This is a genomic window from Pseudomonas koreensis (assembly GCF_025447595.1).
GTDB classification, from domain to species: Bacteria; Pseudomonadota; Gammaproteobacteria; order Pseudomonadales; family Pseudomonadaceae; genus Aquipseudomonas; species Aquipseudomonas koreensis_H.
In genome coordinates this window covers 243,987-260,175 of sequence record NZ_JAOEJU010000001.1, presented here as the reverse complement: position 1 = coordinate 260,175, position 16,189 = coordinate 243,987, and the positions used below count along the sequence as shown (strand labels likewise).

Annotated in this window: 13 protein-coding genes; 4 read left to right on the top strand and 9 right to left on the bottom strand. The window is 60.3% G+C overall.

Annotation, left to right across the window (positions count from 1 at the left end; translation table 11 throughout):
• Window positions 1-107: 107 nt before the first annotated feature.
• The 8 genes from N8H71_RS01080 to N8H71_RS01045 all read right to left on the bottom strand — a co-directional run bounded on the left by N8H71_RS01080 (window position 108) and on the right by N8H71_RS01045 (window position 9,606).
• Entirely contained in the window at window positions 108-1,598 is a 1,491-nt protein-coding gene (locus N8H71_RS01080) for an aldehyde dehydrogenase (protein WP_262192381.1), read from the bottom strand.
• 1 nt (window position 1,599) lies between these two features.
• Complete coding sequence (locus tag N8H71_RS01075) at window positions 1,600-2,502, bottom strand: dihydrodipicolinate synthase family protein (protein ID WP_262192380.1); 903 nt, start codon at window positions 2,500-2,502, stop codon at window positions 1,600-1,602.
• Between the two features lie 69 nt (window positions 2,503-2,571).
• Window positions 2,572-3,900 carry an MFS transporter gene (locus tag N8H71_RS01070; RefSeq protein ID WP_262192379.1) on the bottom strand — a complete coding sequence of 443 codons (1,329 nt, stop codon included), beginning with the start codon at window positions 3,898-3,900 and terminating at the stop codon, window positions 2,572-2,574.
• 63 nt (window positions 3,901-3,963) lie between these two features.
• Entirely contained in the window at window positions 3,964-5,280 is a 1,317-nt protein-coding gene (locus tag N8H71_RS01065; RefSeq protein ID WP_262192378.1) for an NAD(P)/FAD-dependent oxidoreductase, read from the bottom strand.
• A 117-nt stretch (window positions 5,281-5,397) separates the two neighbouring features.
• Window positions 5,398-6,456, bottom strand: a complete 1,059-nt coding sequence (locus N8H71_RS01060) for a GlxA family transcriptional regulator (protein ID WP_262192377.1) — start codon at window positions 6,454-6,456, stop codon at window positions 5,398-5,400.
• Window positions 6,457-6,502: 46 nt separating this feature from the next.
• On the bottom strand, window positions 6,503-7,525 hold the full coding sequence (gene proX, locus N8H71_RS01055; RefSeq protein ID WP_262192376.1) for a glycine betaine/L-proline ABC transporter substrate-binding protein ProX: 1,023 nt from the start codon (window positions 7,523-7,525) through the stop codon (window positions 6,503-6,505).
• A gap of 42 nt (window positions 7,526-7,567) precedes the next feature.
• Window positions 7,568-8,521, bottom strand: coding sequence for a glycine betaine/L-proline ABC transporter permease ProW (gene proW / locus N8H71_RS01050; protein ID WP_230737446.1), 954 nt, complete (start codon window positions 8,519-8,521; stop codon window positions 7,568-7,570).
• A gap of 50 nt (window positions 8,522-8,571) precedes the next feature.
• Window positions 8,572-9,606, bottom strand: a complete 1,035-nt coding sequence (locus N8H71_RS01045) for a quaternary amine ABC transporter ATP-binding protein (protein ID WP_262192936.1) — start codon at window positions 9,604-9,606, stop codon at window positions 8,572-8,574.
• Window positions 9,607-9,971: 365 nt separating this feature from the next.
• Here N8H71_RS01045 and N8H71_RS01040 point away from each other — a divergent pair, with 365 nt between their 5' ends.
• The 4 genes from N8H71_RS01040 to N8H71_RS01025 all read left to right on the top strand — a co-directional run bounded on the left by N8H71_RS01040 (window position 9,972) and on the right by N8H71_RS01025 (window position 14,971).
• Window positions 9,972-10,931, top strand: a complete 960-nt coding sequence (locus tag N8H71_RS01040) for a LysR family transcriptional regulator (RefSeq protein WP_230737444.1) — start codon at window positions 9,972-9,974, stop codon at window positions 10,929-10,931.
• A gap of 123 nt (window positions 10,932-11,054) precedes the next feature.
• Window positions 11,055-12,395 (top strand): MmgE/PrpD family protein, encoded by a 1,341-nt coding sequence (locus N8H71_RS01035; RefSeq protein WP_262192375.1) that lies wholly within the window; start codon window positions 11,055-11,057, stop codon window positions 12,393-12,395.
• Between the two features lie 104 nt (window positions 12,396-12,499).
• Window positions 12,500-13,735, top strand: a complete 1,236-nt coding sequence (locus N8H71_RS01030; RefSeq protein WP_262192374.1) for an aromatic ring-hydroxylating oxygenase subunit alpha — start codon at window positions 12,500-12,502, stop codon at window positions 13,733-13,735.
• An 84-nt stretch (window positions 13,736-13,819) separates the two neighbouring features.
• Window positions 13,820-14,971, top strand: a complete 1,152-nt coding sequence (locus N8H71_RS01025) for an MFS transporter (protein ID WP_262192373.1) — start codon at window positions 13,820-13,822, stop codon at window positions 14,969-14,971.
• Here the strand turns inward: N8H71_RS01025 and yddG are convergent.
• On the bottom strand, window positions 14,957-15,898 hold the full coding sequence (gene yddG / locus N8H71_RS01020; RefSeq protein WP_262192372.1) for an aromatic amino acid DMT transporter YddG: 942 nt from the start codon (window positions 15,896-15,898) through the stop codon (window positions 14,957-14,959). The two genes, N8H71_RS01025 and yddG, sit on opposite strands and share 15 nt — an antisense overlap.
• Window positions 15,899-16,189: the final 291 nt, after the last annotated feature.

The window sequence follows — 16,189 nt, the reverse complement described above, 5'->3', positions numbered from 1 at the left end:
ATGCTAACCGCCGGGGCGGCAAAATACTCGGGAATGAACGCAATTCGCCCCAACCGGTACGCGCGTACCGATCGGGGCGAAAAAGACCTGCGAAAAACCGCGATGAATCAGGACGCGTCGATCCAGATGGTTTTCAACTCGGTGTACTGGTCATGGGCCCAGATCGACTTGTCGCGCCCACCGAAACCCGACTCCTTGTAGCCGCCGAACGGCGTCGAGGCGTCGCCCTCGCCGAAGCAGTTCACGGTGACGATGCCGGCGCGGATTCCCCGCGAGAGTTTCAGCGCATGGCGCAGGCTCCCGGTATAGGCCGACGCCGCGAGGCCATAGGCCGTGTCGTTGGCCAGGGTGATCGCTTCGTCGACCGAGGTGAACGTGGTCACGCTGAGCACCGGGCCGAAGATTTCTTCCTGAAACAGACGACTGTCACGGCTGACGCCATCGACGATGGTGGGCTCGACGAAGATGTTGTCGGCCGTGTTGCCCCCCGCCAGCACCGAAAGATTCTCATCCCGGGCATGGTCGAGGTACGAACGAACCTTCTCGAAATGCGCCTTGCTGATCATCGAGCCCAGACGGTTTTCCGGGTCCAGTGGATCGCCCATTTTCCAGTCGCCGAGGTGAACCTGTACGCGCTCGAGCAGTTTGTCCTTGATGTCTTCGTGGACGATCAAACGCGATGAAGCCGAGCAGTTTTCGCCCATGTTCCAGAACGCGCCGTTGACCACGTGCTGGGCGACCAGGTCGACGTCTTCGACATCGTTCATCACCACTGCCGGGTTCTTGCCGCCGCATTCCAGCACGATGCGTTTCAGGTTGGATTCGCTGGAATACTTGAGGAACAACCGCCCGGTGTCGGTCGAGCCGGTGAAGCTGACCATGGCGACGTCCGGGTGACGGCCCAGCGGTTCGCCCGCCTCCTTGCCGCCGCCGGGCACCACGTTGAACACACCGGCCGGAACTCCCGCCTGATGCGCCAGCTCGGCTACGCGCAGGGTGCTCAAGGTAGTTTCCTTGGCCGGTTTGACCACAATCGAGCAGCCAGCGGCCAGCGACGGGCCGATCTTCCACGCGAGCATCAGCAGCGGGAAATTCCACGGCAACACCAGACCGACCACGCCGATCGGTTCGCGCACGACCATGGTCACCGCGCCGTTACCGGTCGGTGCGGTCGAGTCGTAGATCTTGTCGATCAGCTCGGCGTGCCAGCGCAGGGTATGAATCGTTTCGGGCACGTCGATGTTCTGGCATTCGCGGATCGGTTTTCCGCTGTCGAGGCTTTCCAGAACCGCCAGTTCATGGGAGTGGTCGTCCAGCAATTGGGCGAACCGCAGCAACACCGATTTGCGCGCCGACGGTGCAAGCCCCTGCCAGCGTCCATCTTCGAACGCAGCCTTCGCGGCTGCGACCGCGACGTCCACGTCCTGGGCACCGCAAGCGGTAATCTCGGTCAACACCGCTTCAGTCGCCGGGTTGGTCGTGGTGAACGTCTTGCCGGACAGCGCGCTGCGAAACTCGCCGCTGATGAACGCCTGATTGCGAAACTCAAGCTTCGCGGCCAGCTCACGGTACTGCACTTGACTCAGAAGATCGGCCATTTCAAACCTCCGCGACGATGCGCGCCACATTCTGCTTGAGGGTTTTGATCACGCTTTCCAGCACTTCCTTTTCAGACGCCTCCAGCGCTTGCATCGGCTTGCGCACGCCGCCGGCCCGCAGGCCGACCAGTTCGCTGCCGTGCTTGATCGACTGCACGAACTTGCCGCTTTCCAGCACGTCCATCAGCGGCAACAGCGCCGACATGATCCGCCGGCCCTTGTCGAAGTTCTTCTCCAGAACGCAGGCCTCGTACAGCGCAATGTGCTCGGCCGGAATGAAGTTCGAACCGGCGCAGACCCAGCTGCGCGCGCCCCAGGCGAAGAACTCCAGGGCCATGTCGTCCCAGCCGCAGGACAGCTGGATCGAAGGATGCGAATGCGCCAGGCGATGCAGTTGAGCGGTGTCGCCGGAGCTTTCCTTGATCGCGACGATGTTCTTGCAGCCGGCAATCGCCTCGAAGAACTCCGGGCCCATCGCTACGCCCATCCGCGCCGGGTAGTTGTAGAGCATGATCGGCAGGCCGGCGGCCTTGTCCACGGCCAGCACGTGGGCGGCGATTTCCTTTTGCGTCGGCAAGGCATACGGCGGCGAGCCCACCAGAATGGCGTCGGCTTCGATCGACTTGGCGTGCTCGGCGAAGGCCACCGCATCTTCGGTGCGAATCCCGCCCGTGCCGATCACCAGCGGGATGCGGCCGTTAATCACTTCCTTGGCGCGCTCGGCCACTTTCAGCCGCTCGGCGGTGGTGTGGGCGTAGTACTCGCCGGTCGAACCACCGATGACGATGCCGTGAACCCGCGACTCGATCAGGTACTCGACCACTTCGGCAAACGCCGAATAGTCGATCTGGCCATCGGCGGACAAAGGCGTAATGGCAGGGGTAAAGATGCCGTCAAAGTTCATAGCGTTTTCTCCAGTGTTTGCAACGTACGATTCGTAAGGCCGGCGCCTGAGCCCAAGCGCCGGCAGGGTTCAGTTCAGGGATGCCGCCTGTTGCAGATTGAGCGAGCGGGTTTCCGGGGCGAGTACCCAGGACAGCAGCAGACCGACCAGCGTGACGCCGGCAGCGATGTACATGGTCTGGGCGATGCCCAGGGTGCTCAGGGAAATCGGCACCAGATAAGTCCCCGCTGCGGCGCCGATGCGCGAAAGCGAAGTGCCTACGCCGACCGCGAAGGCGCGGATTTCTGTTGGGAACAGTTCATTGGGATACACCAGCGTCAGCACTTGGGCGCCGCCGATGAACAAGGCGTAAATCGCAAAGAAAGCCAGCACCAGCGCATTCGGCCCGGCGTGTCCGACGGCCAGCCCGAGCAGCGCAAGGCCGGAGCAGAGAAAGCTGTAGATCAGCAGATTGCGTCGGCCGACACGGTTGATGATTCGGGTCGAAATCACGCAACCGATGACAAAGAACAAGGTAATCGCCACCGATCCCAGAGATGACCAGTCGCCCTGCAGATTCAGCGCGGCCAGCACTTTCGGTGCGAAGGCATACACGGCAAACAGCGGCACCACCGAACAGGTCCAGAACACCACGACAAACAGCATGCGTTTGCCATAGCCGGAGTGCAGCAGGTTGAAGATCGTCAGCTTCTCTCCCATGCGATGTTCAGGAAGATTGACCAGGGAAAAGTCGTTGCCATAGACCTGTTTGATGATCGCTTCGGCGTCGGCGGCGCGACCCTTGCTCAACAGCCAGCGTGGCGACTCGGGGGTGCCGATGCGCACCAGAAACAGCATGGCGCCGATGATCGCCGCGCTGGCCAGCACCAGCCGCCAGGCATCGGAGCCCCATAGTTTGAACATTGTCTCGCCGACCACATACGCCATCGCCGCCCCGGCGAACCACATGATCGTCAGCGTCGCCAGACGCGGGCCGCGATATTTGCGCGGCATGAACTCGACCAGCAGCGAAGTCGCCACCGGGTATTCGATTCCGACGGCCACTCCCAGTAACAACCGGAGGAAAAACAGCGCGACGGCTGACTCCACCCAGAGTTGAGACAGCGATGCCACGATGAACAACGTCGGCCCGACAAACAACAGGCGCTTGCGACCCAGTACATCGGTCAGCCAGCCGCCGAGAAAACCGCCGAAGAAAATGCCGATCAGCGCCGAGGCGGCAATCATGCCTTCCCAGAAATCGTTCAGTGCCAGGGACTTCGACATGTGCACCAGCGCCACACCGATGATGCTCAGAACATACCCGTCGACAAAGGAGCCACCGGCCGAACGGATCGTCAGCAGACGATGAAAACCATTGAGCGGTACATCCTCGATTGAAACAGCAACGTTGTTCATTTCTTGTCCTTGTATTCAGTGCATCGCTACATCAGTCCGTCGCGCAGGACGCGCAACGGGCGTTCAACTTTCGCGGCCGGCGCGGTATTGCCCCCACTTCAAATTCATGTTCACGCCGAGCGACAGAAACGGTTCGGGCGGGTTGCCCGCAGGCCCCGGAGCCTGCAACAGGAAATCGATCAAGCCGTCGCGCTCCCCGGCCAGCCAGTCGGCCAGCAACTTGCCGGTGACCGTGCCACGGGTGACGCCCAGTCCATTGCAGCCCAGCGCGCCGTAAACGTTCGGCGCCAGTTCGCCGAAAAAGCCGTTGTGATTCCTCGACATGGCCAGTGCCCCGCCCCAGGTGTATTCGAACTTCACCCCCGGCAGCATCGGGAAACGCTGGTCGAACGAGGCGCGGTGCCGGCGCACGAAGCGTTCGTTGTATTTGCTGTTGCTGCGGCCATCGGGGTTGAAGCTGAAACTGTTGCGAATCAGCAAACGGTTGTCGGGCGTGCGCCGCACCGTGGTGCCGAACGGGTCGGCCGGAATCGCGCCCCAGTACGGTTTGCCGCCCAGACGCGCCTGCTCTTCGTCGGTCAGCGGGCGGGTGATGCTGGCGTAGGTGTAGATCGGCAACATGCGGCCCTGCAGAAAACCGAAACGCATGCCGAACGAGTTGTTGGCCAGGATCAGTTTGTCGGCGGTGATGCTGCCGTGAGCGTGCTTGAGCAGGGTCTTGGCGCCGTACTCCACTTCCAGAATCGGCGTGCGTTCGTACAGGGTGACGTTCGCCGGCAGACTGTCCGCCAGCCCCTTCACCAGCGCCGACGGCTGAACCAGTACCGCGCCGGGGGTGAACAGCGCCTTGCGATAGAAACGGGTGCCCAGATGCTCGGGCAGTTCTTCTGCATCGATCATCTGATACGGCTGGCCGAGCTTGTCCAGCCCCCGGCGATAAGCTTCCAGCACCGCAATACCGCGCTCTTCCACGGCCGCCTGATACTTGCCGCAAGCACTCATCTGACAATCGATGTCGAACTGATCGACCAGATTTCGCAGGATCGACTGCCCTTCCAGATTCAACTTCAGGCTGGTTCTGGCCAGATCGATGTCGCCGATGTAGTCCTCGGCGCCGATGTCATGGGGCAGATCGATAGCAAACCCGGCATTGCGACCCGATGGCCCCAAGCCCACTTCCTGCGCCTCGATCAGCACCACTTCGTCGTCGGGAAAATTCAGCGCGAGCTGGCGTGCCGCCGCCAGCCCTGTGAAACCGGCACCGACAACCACCCAACGGGCCGAACGGTGTCCCCGGTGGCCGGGCTCGGGACTGCGTGGCCGGCTCAGGTGGAACCAGCCACAGCTGTCATCATCGGCGGGCAGCGAACTGACTTTCATAGTGTTGAACCGTTTATTGTTGAAATGACAAATCGAACCCGACACGAAGCGAACGCGCGGAATCGCGTTGAATGAAAACAGCCATCAAAGTTGCGTTACTTGAATCTTTTCAATCGTTCAGAAGTTGGCGGCGAGCGCATATCGCCCGGCACCGGAATCATTCGCGTAGTAGTAATCCCGGAACGTCATGGGCGGCAGCCCGAACAGGTCCTTGAAACGTTTGTAGAAGTGCGGATAACTGACAAACCCGGTCGCCAGCGCCACGTCGGTCAGCGAGCGGTCGCTTTGCACGATCAACTGTCGGGCGCGGGTCAGGCGCAACTCCAGGTAATAACGGTTGGGCGCAGCATTCAGATAGCGAGCAAACCGTCGTTCCAGTTGCCGGCGGGAAACCCCGACATGACTGGCGATCTCGTCAATTTCCAACGGCTCTTCGATGTGCTTTTCCATCAGCGAGAGCGCAATGTTGAGCGGCTTGGGAATCGCTGCCGGACGGACATCTTCAGAACGTAGCGCATCACTGGGTTTGGGCTGATGAACACGTTTGATCTCGCCCACCAGTGACGCATCGCTGCGCGAACCCAGTTCCTGCATCAGCGCCAGGGTCATGTCCAAAGCCGAATGGGCATTGGCACAGGTCGCACGGCGCTGACCAAAAACAAAGTCCCGTGCACTCCCCTTCAATTGCGGAAAGTACTCGCTGATCAACGCGCGACTGTCGCTGTGGCAAGCGAAATCCTGCCCCCCCAACAATCCCGCATCCGCCAGATAAAACGCGGCATTCCAGCACCCTGCCACGATGCCTTTGGCCGTGGCTGTCTTCTTCAGCACCCGGCGCAGCAACGGACTGGACGACAGGCGAACTCGCTGGCCGCCGACGACAATCACCGCGTCATGACTGAAGCCTTCCGCCACCAGCCGTTGCGACGAGAGCGGTACGCCGACATCGCTTTCAACCAGGCCGCCCTGCAGCGAATACGTCGAAATCCTGTAAACCGTATCGCCATTGATCAGGTTACCGGTGGCCAGCGCGTCCATGGCTGTGGACAGGGTCGTCAGCGAGAAATGATCGAGCAGGATGAACGCCACCCGCACGATGCGTTCATGCCCTGCCAGCGCCGTGACCTGGCGAAACCCGATGTTCTGCAGTTTCAATGTGCTTTGGAAAGTGTCCATCTCACGCCACCCGATAACCGTCACTCAAAACAAGGAACAACCCGTTTTACTTGGCCGCAGCCCGTGCGTCCTTCAGCCAGCTGTCGTAGCTTTCCTGGTGCGCCTTGATCCATTCGGCGGCGTGACGCTTGATGTCGGCCAGGGATTTCTCGCCCTGCTGCATCTTCAGGTTCTGCGCACTTTCATCGGCGGTGCTGAGGCTGACTTCGGAAAGGAACTTGCGTGCCACCGGGTTTTTCTCGGCGAATTCCTTGTTCATCACGGCATTGATCGTGTCCACCGGGAAACCGAGGTTCTTGCCTTCGTAGAAGGTGTCTTTGCTTTCCTTGCCCTCAGGCAGATCGGTGTAAGGCACCGGCAGCCAGACCACATCACGACCTTCGACCAGCACGCTGGAAATCCACTGCGGCACCCAGGTGAAGAACAGCACCGGTTTGCCCTGCTGGAACCGCGCGATGGTGTCAGCCATCAGTGCAAAGTAGGAGCCGCGGTTGTCGACCACAGTAGGCTCCAGGCCATAGGCTTTCATGTGGTGCTCGACCATGATTTCGCAGCCCCAGCCCGGGTTGCAGCCGGTGAGGTCGGCCTTGCCGTCGCCGTTGCTGTCGAACAGCTTGGCAATTTCCGGTTTCTTCAGGTCCGACAGATCCTTGATGTGGTAGGCATCGGCAGTCTTCTTGTCGATCAGATAGCCCTGCAGCACACCCTTCATGATCTGCCCGACTTTGACCATCACATCATCGCCACCGGCCTTGTCATAGAACGCCTCGTGCAGGTGCTCCCATTCATGCACGGTGAAATCTGCATCGCCGTAGGACAGCGCGAGGAACATCGCCGGGTAATCGGTCTCCTTCGGTTGCTTCACGTCATAGCCCAGTTCCTTGAGCCCGGCGATCACCACCTCGCCGCGAAAACGCTCTTCGGCGATGGTCGGGAAGATTGGTGTGATCGACACACCGGCGCCGGGTTTGTTGGCGTCCGCCGCATAGGCCGCCGAACAGAGGATCGTGCCAAACACAGAAGCAACCAGACTCGCCACGACGCTTTTTTTCAGATTTGCCAGTTTCATGTTTCACCACGCTTTAGAGTTGTGATCGGTGAGCAGAAAGGTTCAATTGATGACCGGACGTGCAACGTTCTTGTTTTTCTTCAACTTCATGACCAGCCCGACGGGCCCCGTCTGATACCAGCGCTGACCGGTTGCCAGATCGCTGCTGCGCTCACCCATGGCCTGGGTCAGGCGATCGAGGAACACCGCGAGCAACACCAGCCCGGCCCCGCCGACGCTGGCCAGCCCCATGTCGAGTCGGCCGATGCCGCTCAGTACCATCAGGCCCAACCCGCCGACCGAAATCATCGACGCGACCACCACCATCGACAGCGACAACATCAGGGTCTGGTTCAACCCGGCCATCATGGTTGGCGCGGCCAGTGGCAACTGCACCTTCATCAGCATCTGGGTCGGCGTGCAGCCGAAAGCCCGTGCGGCTTCGACCTTGTCCGCCGGCACCTGACGAATGCCGAGGTTGGTCAACCGCACCAGCGGCGCCACGGAGAAAATGATGGTCACGATCACACCGGGCACGTTGCCGATGCCGAACAACATCACCACCGGCACCAGGTATACGAACGCGGGAAGCGTCTGCATCGCGTCGAGCACCGGGCGGATGATCATTTCCGTGCGGTCGCTGCGGGCACAGAGAATGCCCAGCGGGATACCGATCACCGCGCAGAACAAAAGAGAGGTCAGCACCAGCGCGAGGGTAACCATGGCGTCGTTCCACACGCCGATCAGCCCGAGCCCGGTCAGGGTCGCCACGCTGAAGATCGCGATGCGTTTGCCGCCGATCTGCCAGCTGATCAGCCCGGCGATGATGATGAACACCGTCGGCGGCAGAGAAAGCAGGCCCCACTGAACACCATCGAGTACCTGATCGACTGGCCAGCGGATCGAACGAAATACATCCCGGAAGTTATGCACCAGATATTTAAGGGCGGTTTCAACCCAAGAGCCCAACGGAATATTCAAACTCTGGAAGGGATCCAGAAAGTTAAAATCGGACATGACAGCACCTCACCTCGGTTACAACCGGATCATTCTTGTTAAACAACAGTTCAGTGATTACCAAGACAACTAAGAAGATGCCCTTGCGAGATCGAACCTTTATAAAGTCCAACTTCATCGACCACCGGCATCGGCGTGGATGAGGCGGCAACAAGATGAAAGATGTCGCGCAAGGAAGCGTCGGCCTTGATCGGCGTTTGTTGGCCAGGGGTGTAAGTAATGCCCGGATCGGACTGGGCGATATCACCGGCTCTCAATATCCGGCTGGTATCGAAACCATTGAAGAAGTCACGCACATACTTGTTCACCGGATTGCACAGAAGCTCACGTGGCGTGCCGATCTGCACGACACGCCCGCCTTCCATGATCGCAATGCGATGGCCGATTCGTACGGCTTCTTCGATATCGTGGGAGATGAAAATGATGGTGCGATCCTGCTCGGCCTGCAGCTTGATCAGTTCGCCCTGCATCTCGCTGCGGATCATCGGGTCGAGCGCGGAAAACGCTTCGTCCATCAGCAGGATCGCCGGGTCGTTGGCCAGTGCCCGTGCCAAGCCGACCCGCTGTTGCATGCCGCCGGACAGTTGATGGGGAAAGCTGAATTCCTGCCCGCAAAGCCCGACCTGCTCCAGCGCGCCCATGGCCCGGCAATAGCGCTCCTTTTCGCTGACACCGCTGATTTCCAGGCCGAAGCTGACGTTGTCGATGACGCTCATGTGCGGCATCAGCGCAAACGACTGGAAAACCATGCCCATGTCTTTGCGGCGTACTTGCAGCAAGTCCTTGTCACCGAGGCCGGTGATTTCCTTGCCATTGAGAAAGATGCTGCCGGAGGTGGGCTCTATCAGGCGGTTGAACAAGCGGACCATGGTCGACTTGCCGGAACCGGACAAACCCATAATCACGAATATCTCGCCCCGCTGGACCGAGAAACTGGCATCGAACACACCGATTGCCTGCCCGGTCTTCTTGAAGACTTCAGCTTTGGAAGCGCCCTCTTCAACCAACTTCATTGCAAGTTCCGGGTGTGACCCGAACACTTTGAAAACATTCTTTACGCAGATTATTTCGTCGCAGCGATTCATACCTTGCCTCCTTCGCGTTGCGCATATTCGAAACAGAACGATATGCAAATGGGCGAACGTATTTTTGAGCGGCAGAGGTCACACTGATATTTCGTCACGACGGTTTCCTTTTATTATTTTTGGGGCCCCAGGAACGAGGGACGTTTCAAATTTATTAGTATCCCCCCGTTCAATCCAACGACATTTACAGGGACAAGTTGATAACGTCGGGTTATCGATCAGCGAGACGCTCCCTCAGCCGGGACGCCATCGTCCATCCGCGACCGGGGCTATCCTTGCAGCGACATCGGCGTATCCCTGCACGAAGGCTTCCGTTACCCTCGTCGCGCTTCCACCGGGAGCCGTATCTTCAGGAGGCCGTACGAATGACCAAGCATGTCGACCCTGACACCATCTTGCTGAAGATGCCGTCCTTGAGGGCTGTGAAGGCATTTGTCGCTGCCGCCAAATACCAGAGTTTCACCCGCGCCGCTGAAGCGTTGTGCGTTTCGCAAGCCGCCATCAGCCGGCAGATCCGGGAACTGGAAAGCTACCTGGGCGCGCAGTTGTTCACCCGCGTCGGACGCGCCGTCGAACTCACCTCCGCAGGCGCGCTCTTCTTCGACGCCGCGCAGTTGTCATTTGTGAACATCGCCCAGGCTGCCGAGCGCATTCGCAACAGCCAGTCCGGCAAGAAGGTGCTGACTGTCTGCTGCTCCCCTGCGTTCTCCGCCTTGTGGCTGTCGAATCACCTGCCCGAGTTTTTCGCCCAGAGCGAAGGCATCGAACTGAACCTGATCACCACCCAGAACTTCCTGACCATGGAACCCGGTGTTCAGCCCGACATCTTCATCACCAAGATTGCGCGCGTGCGCGAGGGCTATCGCAGTTATCCGCTGTGCCACGACCTGATCTACCCGGTGTGCACGCCACAGTTCCTGGAGCAGCACCCGGAAATCTCGACCATTGAAGGCGTGCGTGATTCGACCCTGCTCAACCTCAGCCCCTATGGACGCTCGCAAGTGGCCGAGCATGTCGACTGGGGCGTGTGGCTGGCGTTTCAAGCGGTCGATATCGATGACCGCCCGGCGACCAGCCCGCAGATTTTCAACGCCAACGACTACAACCTGCTGATCAGCATGGTGCTGACACATCAGGGCATCGCACTGGGCTGGAATCATCTGGTCGCACCGCTTTTGCAGCGCGGTTTGCTGGTGCGCCCGATCGAACAGGAAGTCCAGTTGCGTAACAGCTGGCACTATCTGGCCTGCCGTGAAAGTGCGGACAACGAAGACGCCCTGCGCCGGTTTCGCGAGTGGATCCTGTCCAGGTTTCCTCGCCGCTGACCGACGTTTTAGTTATCGATTGCCTGACGAAAATGTCGTTGGAGCAGCATCACCTTCCTGACTCATTGTGAAGCGGCGCCGGCCGGAATCTGGCCGGGCCCACTCACAGGAAGGAATTGTTGAATGTCACTCTTCGAATTCTGTCGCGACTTTGATTTCCTCCAGGCACCGCCCAAGACTCGGCAGATCCTGCAGAACGGCCTGCTGGACATCGTCGGCGTCATGGCGGGCGCCGCGTCCAACGACACCAGTTCGGCGCTGCGTCGTTTCGCCGTTTCGCACTACCCCGCCGGCGAATTCAGCAGCCGTCTGATGTTCGACGGACGGCGCGTCAGTCTGCTCGGTGCAGGCTGGGCCGGCGGATTTTCCGCCGACAGCCTCGACGCCCATGAAGGCCACTTCAGATCCAAGGGGCATGCCGGCGCGACCGTAGTGCCGGCCGTGCTCGCGCTGGCGGACGCATTGCATCACCAGGGCAAGGAAATCAGCGGGCACGAGCTGTTGAGTGCCTTGTGCATCGGCTATGAAACCGCCCTGCGCGCCGGAACGGCACTGATGGCGACCTCCCCGACCTATCACGCCTCCGGCGGTTTTTCCGGCATCGGCGTGGTCTGTGCCGGCGCGAGATTGCTGGGGTTCGATGAGCAGACCTTTCGCCATGCCTTGGGCATCGCCGAATACTTCAGCGCCCGTTGCCCGATGATGCGCCTGATCGCGTTCCCGACCATGTTGCGCGACGCCCACGGCAGCGGCGCATTCGTCGGTTTGAACGCATTGTTGATGGCTCGGGAAGGTGTGACCGGTGCGCCAGCGGAAACCGTGGAAGATGCCTCGGTGGCCGAACACTGGAACGACCTCGGCCAGCGCTGGGAAATCGACAGTCAGTACTTCAAGCCCTGGCCGGTGTGCCGCTGGGCGCAACCGGCGCTGACGGCGATGCTTCAACTGCAGCAGGACAACCCTTCACTCGACGCTGATTCGATCGAAACCATTCGCGTGGAAACGTTCTACGAATCGATGTGCCTGCAAGGCCACACCCCGGACGATGCCGATCAGGCGCAATACGCCCTGGCCTTCCCGCTGGCGGCGCTGATTGTCCGGGGCAAAGTGGGGCCGGAAGAAGTGACCGGCGCCGCCATCCATGCACCAGACATTCTGGCGTTGAGCAGCCGAATCGAAATCGTCGAGGCGGCCGATATCTCGGCACGATTCCCCGATGAAATTCTCTCGCGCATTACGGTCACACTGAAAAACGGCACGGTGCTCGTCAGCCCGGTGACGGCCGCACGCGGCGACCCGGAAACAGCGTTGAGCCTGGAAGAGCTGGAGCACAAGTTTGATCTGTTTGCGTCCAGCCTCGGTAGCGAGCACAGCCTGGCGGTGAAACAGGCTATCAGGCATCTGGGCCATTCTTCGTCGGCCATCACCGCGCTTGAGCCTGTCTTCGGGCGTCCACACCCATAACCGCAACTCATCGATTGCCCGCAGGAAATGTCGTTTGTGACGGCTCTCCTGGCACAGATAGGCTGAGACCGGGTCCGGCCCTTACGCGCATGACGAGGATAACAATGAACAACAAAGACACCGTGTTTGACCTGATCGCCCGGCGCAAACCCTGGCACTCATTGCCGGGGGCGCTCTACAAAGATGAAAGCGTCTACCGCCAGGATCTTGAATATATCTGGCACAAGGACTGGATTTTCGCCGGGCACACCTTCGAGATTTCAAAACCCGGTCAGTACTTCACCCTGCAGATCGGCGATTACCCGGTGGCCGTGGTGCGCGGCAAGGATGGCGAAGTCCGGGCGTTTCACAATGCCTGTCGCCATCGCGGCGCGAAGATCTGCGAACACGACCACGGCAAGGTCGCGAAGATGGTTTGCCCCTACCACAAGTGGACCTACGAGCTGGACGGCAACCTGCTGTACGCCGGTAACATGGGCCAGGATTTCGACAAGACTCAATACAACCTCAAGTCCGTGCATTGCGAGATCGTCAACAGCTACATCTATGTTTGCGTCGCCGCCAAGGCCCCGGATTTCGAAGGCTTTCGCAAAGCGGTCAGCCCGTTCATTACCCCGCATTACCTCGACGACTGCAAAGTGGCGTTCGAGTCGACCATCATCGAGAAAGGTAACTGGAAGCTGGTGTTCGAGAACAACCGTGAGTGCTACCACTGTGACGGCTCTCATCCCGAGTTGCTGAAGTCTTTCGTCGACAACCTGTCGGTGGGCGGCACCAGCGGTGAAGACGATCCGCAATTGACGGCCTATTGGAACACCTGCGAGAAGGCCGGTTTGCCGAGCCGGCTGGTGATGGACATCAACGGCCAGTACCGCATGACCCGCATCCCGCTGTCCTCCGGCGCCGTCAGCTACACCATGGACGGCAAGCCCGCCGTGGCCGGGCGGCTGGACAAAACCGCCGAACCGGACATCGGCGCCCTGCTGTATTTCCACTATCCGTCCACCTGGAACCACTTCCTGGGTGACCACGCGCTGAGCTTCCGGGTGCTGCCGATCAGCGCCACCGAAACCATGGTCACCACAAAATGGCTGGTGCACAGCTCGGCCGTGGAAGGCGTGGATTACGACATCGAGCGTCTGACCAAAGTCTGGGTCGCCACCAATGACCAGGACCGCACGCTGGTGGAAGGCACGCAACGCGGCGTGACCTCGCCGTCCTATGAGCCGGGCCCGTACTCGGAAACAGCGGAAACCGGGGTCTGCCAGTTCGACGACTGGTACTGCGCGACGATGATGGATCGGCTCAAGGGACCGATTGCGTTGAAGTCCGTGAGCTGATCGTCATTCGATACAGGTCGGTTTTCCCGATGGGAAAGCCGACCTGCATTGGCCGCATTCGCATCGATAAGGATGTCCGCAACAATGAATGGCTCCACCCCTTCCCTGACGATCAACGCCAATTACGGCGAGCGCGTTTCCACCCGCATCACGTTTTTGATCACCGGCATTGTCATGTCGGCCTGGGCGCCACTGGTGCCGCTGGTCAAGGCACGCACGGGGCTGGACGACGGCGGCCTGGGATTGCTGTTGCTGGGTTTTGGCATCGGTTCGATCGTGGCCATGCCCTTCGCGGGGTATCTGACCGCACGGTTTGGTTGCCGCCCGGTAATCATCTGCTCGACCGTAGCGTTGTGCGCCATCCTGCCGCTCCTGAGTCATCTGGCCTGGCTTCCCGGGCTGGCAATCTCGGTGCTGCTGTTCGGCGCCAGCATGGGCATGCTCGATTGCGCGATCAATATCCAGTCGATCATCGTCGAGAAAAACAGCGGCGAAACCCTGCAATCCGGCTTTCATGGTCTCTACAGCGTGGGCGGTATCGCCGGCGCGGTCGCGATGACGGCCATGCTCAGCCTGGGTCTGGAGCCGTTGCCTGCGGTGCTGTGTCTGGTTGCGCTGATTCTCGCGGCGCTGTGCAAGGCTGCACCGATGCTGTTGCCCTACGGCACCGAGAGAGATGGCCCGTTATTCGTGATGCCACGGGGGATTGTGCTGCTGTTGGGCACCCAGTGTTTCATCGTGTTCCTGACTGAAGGCGCCATGCTCGACTGGAGCGCGGTGTTTCTCGCGTCCCATCGGGACATGCCGCCGAGCTACGGTGGCCTGGGTTACGCGTGTTTCGCGGCGACGATGACCCTCGGCCGTCTGACCGGCGATGCCATCGTCAGCCGGCTGGGCGGCGTCCGCGTGCTGGCGCTCGGAGGAATCTGCGCCGCAGCGGGCATGGCGGTGTCGCTGGTGTTCGATAGCTGGCAAGCGGCGCTGCTCGGCTATGCGCTGGTCGGCGCCGGTTGTTCGAACATCGTCCCGGTGCTTTTTACCGCCGCTGGCCGCCAGCAACACATGCCGCAACGCGCCGCCATCCCGGCCATCATCTCCATGGGGTACGCGGGAATACTCATGGGGCCGGCATTCATCGGGATGGTCGCACACGTCAGCTCACTGACAATTGCCTTGAGCGCACTGGTGGCGCTGCTACTGTTCGTCAGCCATGCCGCGCGTTCATTGAAGGTTTGAAGGCTTTGCACCGGCTCCAACCGCTGCGGTTTGAGCCGCCACGCGCTGGCGGGTCGCGTACCAGCAGAGCAGCGAACCTGCCGTCACCAGCACCGCGCCCTGCCAGAATTGAACGTGCAGACTGACGCCCAGCCACATGGCGGCAAATGCCGACGACAGCACCGGCGCGCCGTAGGACGCAGTGGCCAGCAAGGTCAGATTGCCGCGCAGGATGCCGATGTTCCACAACGCATACCCGCCCGCCATCGCAATGCCGGTGGCGATCAGTTCCATGGAGTTGCCCAGGTTGAAGGCAGAAATCCGTTCGCTGCTGAAGCTCCACTTCACCCACAACACAATGGCCGTCAGTACGAAAAACAGCACCACCAGACTCTGTCCGCCGGCATAGCGGCGCGTGACGTTGCAATACAGGGCGAATGTGATCGCACAGGCCAGCGCCAGGCTGTAACTCAGCGGATTGGAATCGATGTTGGCGATGATCCCCGGCAACGACAGGCCTTGACCGCTGACCACCCAGAGGATGCCAAACAGCGCGAGCGCACTGCCGGGCACAATGAACCAGCGAGTCTTTTGCCCGTTCATGACAATCGCCAGCACCACGGTCAGGCACGGCCACAGGTAATTGACCACGCCCAGTTCGATGGACTGTTGACGGTCACTGGCAAACCCCAGCGCCAGCGACAGGCACACCTCGTAAGCGACAAACAAGGCACTGCCGAGCAAAAGATAGAGTTTCGATGTGGCACGAATGCGCGGGCGCCCGAGAAACATCACCAGAAGAATCGCACCCAGCGTGTAAATCATCACCGCGCCGCCAATCGGGCCGAAGTGTTCACTCACGCCCCTGATCAACCCGGCGGCGGTGCTCCACAACACAATCGCCAACAGCCCGCACGCCGTGGCGGCACGCTCGCCTCTTATCTGCATTATTGCCTCTGGTTCAAAATCGTCGTTCGACCGCACAGGCTAACGATGGAAACCGGATCGATACAGCAACTTTTCATCCGGGCAATGAATACGCTGCCGTTATCGATCCTGCCTGCGTCCCAACGTCGCAGGGCCAGCATCTTGGCAAACGCCAGACAAAGCTTAAAATCGCGCCTCCTCTTGCAGCCGCCCGAACGGCGCCTGCCCGCAGCCATGACAACCCTCAGGTTTGAACAGCCGGCCACTTTCACGAAGTCAGCCTGGCTCAATCGTCCTGCCCGTTCGGCGGTC

What these genes read in the sequence shown, in the direction of transcription:
- N8H71_RS01080 (WP_262192381.1), bottom strand. Translation starts at nt 1,598, where the DNA reads ATGGCCGATCTTCTGAGTCAAGTGCAGTACCGTGAGCTGGCCGCGAAG.
- N8H71_RS01075 (WP_262192380.1), bottom strand. Translation starts at nt 2,502, where the DNA reads ATGAACTTTGACGGCATCTTTACCCCTGCCATTACGCCTTTGTCCGCC.
- N8H71_RS01070 (WP_262192379.1), bottom strand. Translation starts at nt 3,900, where the DNA reads ATGAACAACGTTGCTGTTTCAATCGAGGATGTACCGCTCAATGGTTTT.
- N8H71_RS01065 (WP_262192378.1), bottom strand. Translation starts at nt 5,280, where the DNA reads ATGAAAGTCAGTTCGCTGCCCGCCGATGATGACAGCTGTGGCTGGTTC.
- N8H71_RS01060 (WP_262192377.1), bottom strand. Translation starts at nt 6,456, where the DNA reads ATGGACACTTTCCAAAGCACATTGAAACTGCAGAACATCGGGTTTCGC.
- proX (WP_262192376.1), bottom strand. Translation starts at nt 7,525, where the DNA reads ATGAAACTGGCAAATCTGAAAAAAAGCGTCGTGGCGAGTCTGGTTGCT.
- proW (WP_230737446.1), bottom strand. Translation starts at nt 8,521, where the DNA reads ATGTCCGATTTTAACTTTCTGGATCCCTTCCAGAGTTTGAATATTCCG.
- N8H71_RS01045 (WP_262192936.1), bottom strand. Translation starts at nt 9,606, where the DNA reads ATGAATCGCTGCGACGAAATAATCTGCGTAAAGAATGTTTTCAAAGTG.
- N8H71_RS01040 (WP_230737444.1), top strand. Translation starts at nt 9,972, where the DNA reads ATGACCAAGCATGTCGACCCTGACACCATCTTGCTGAAGATGCCGTCC.
- N8H71_RS01035 (WP_262192375.1), top strand. Translation starts at nt 11,055, where the DNA reads ATGTCACTCTTCGAATTCTGTCGCGACTTTGATTTCCTCCAGGCACCG.
- N8H71_RS01030 (WP_262192374.1), top strand. Translation starts at nt 12,500, where the DNA reads ATGAACAACAAAGACACCGTGTTTGACCTGATCGCCCGGCGCAAACCC.
- N8H71_RS01025 (WP_262192373.1), top strand. Translation starts at nt 13,820, where the DNA reads ATGAATGGCTCCACCCCTTCCCTGACGATCAACGCCAATTACGGCGAG.
- yddG (WP_262192372.1), bottom strand. Translation starts at nt 15,898, where the DNA reads ATGCAGATAAGAGGCGAGCGTGCCGCCACGGCGTGCGGGCTGTTGGCG.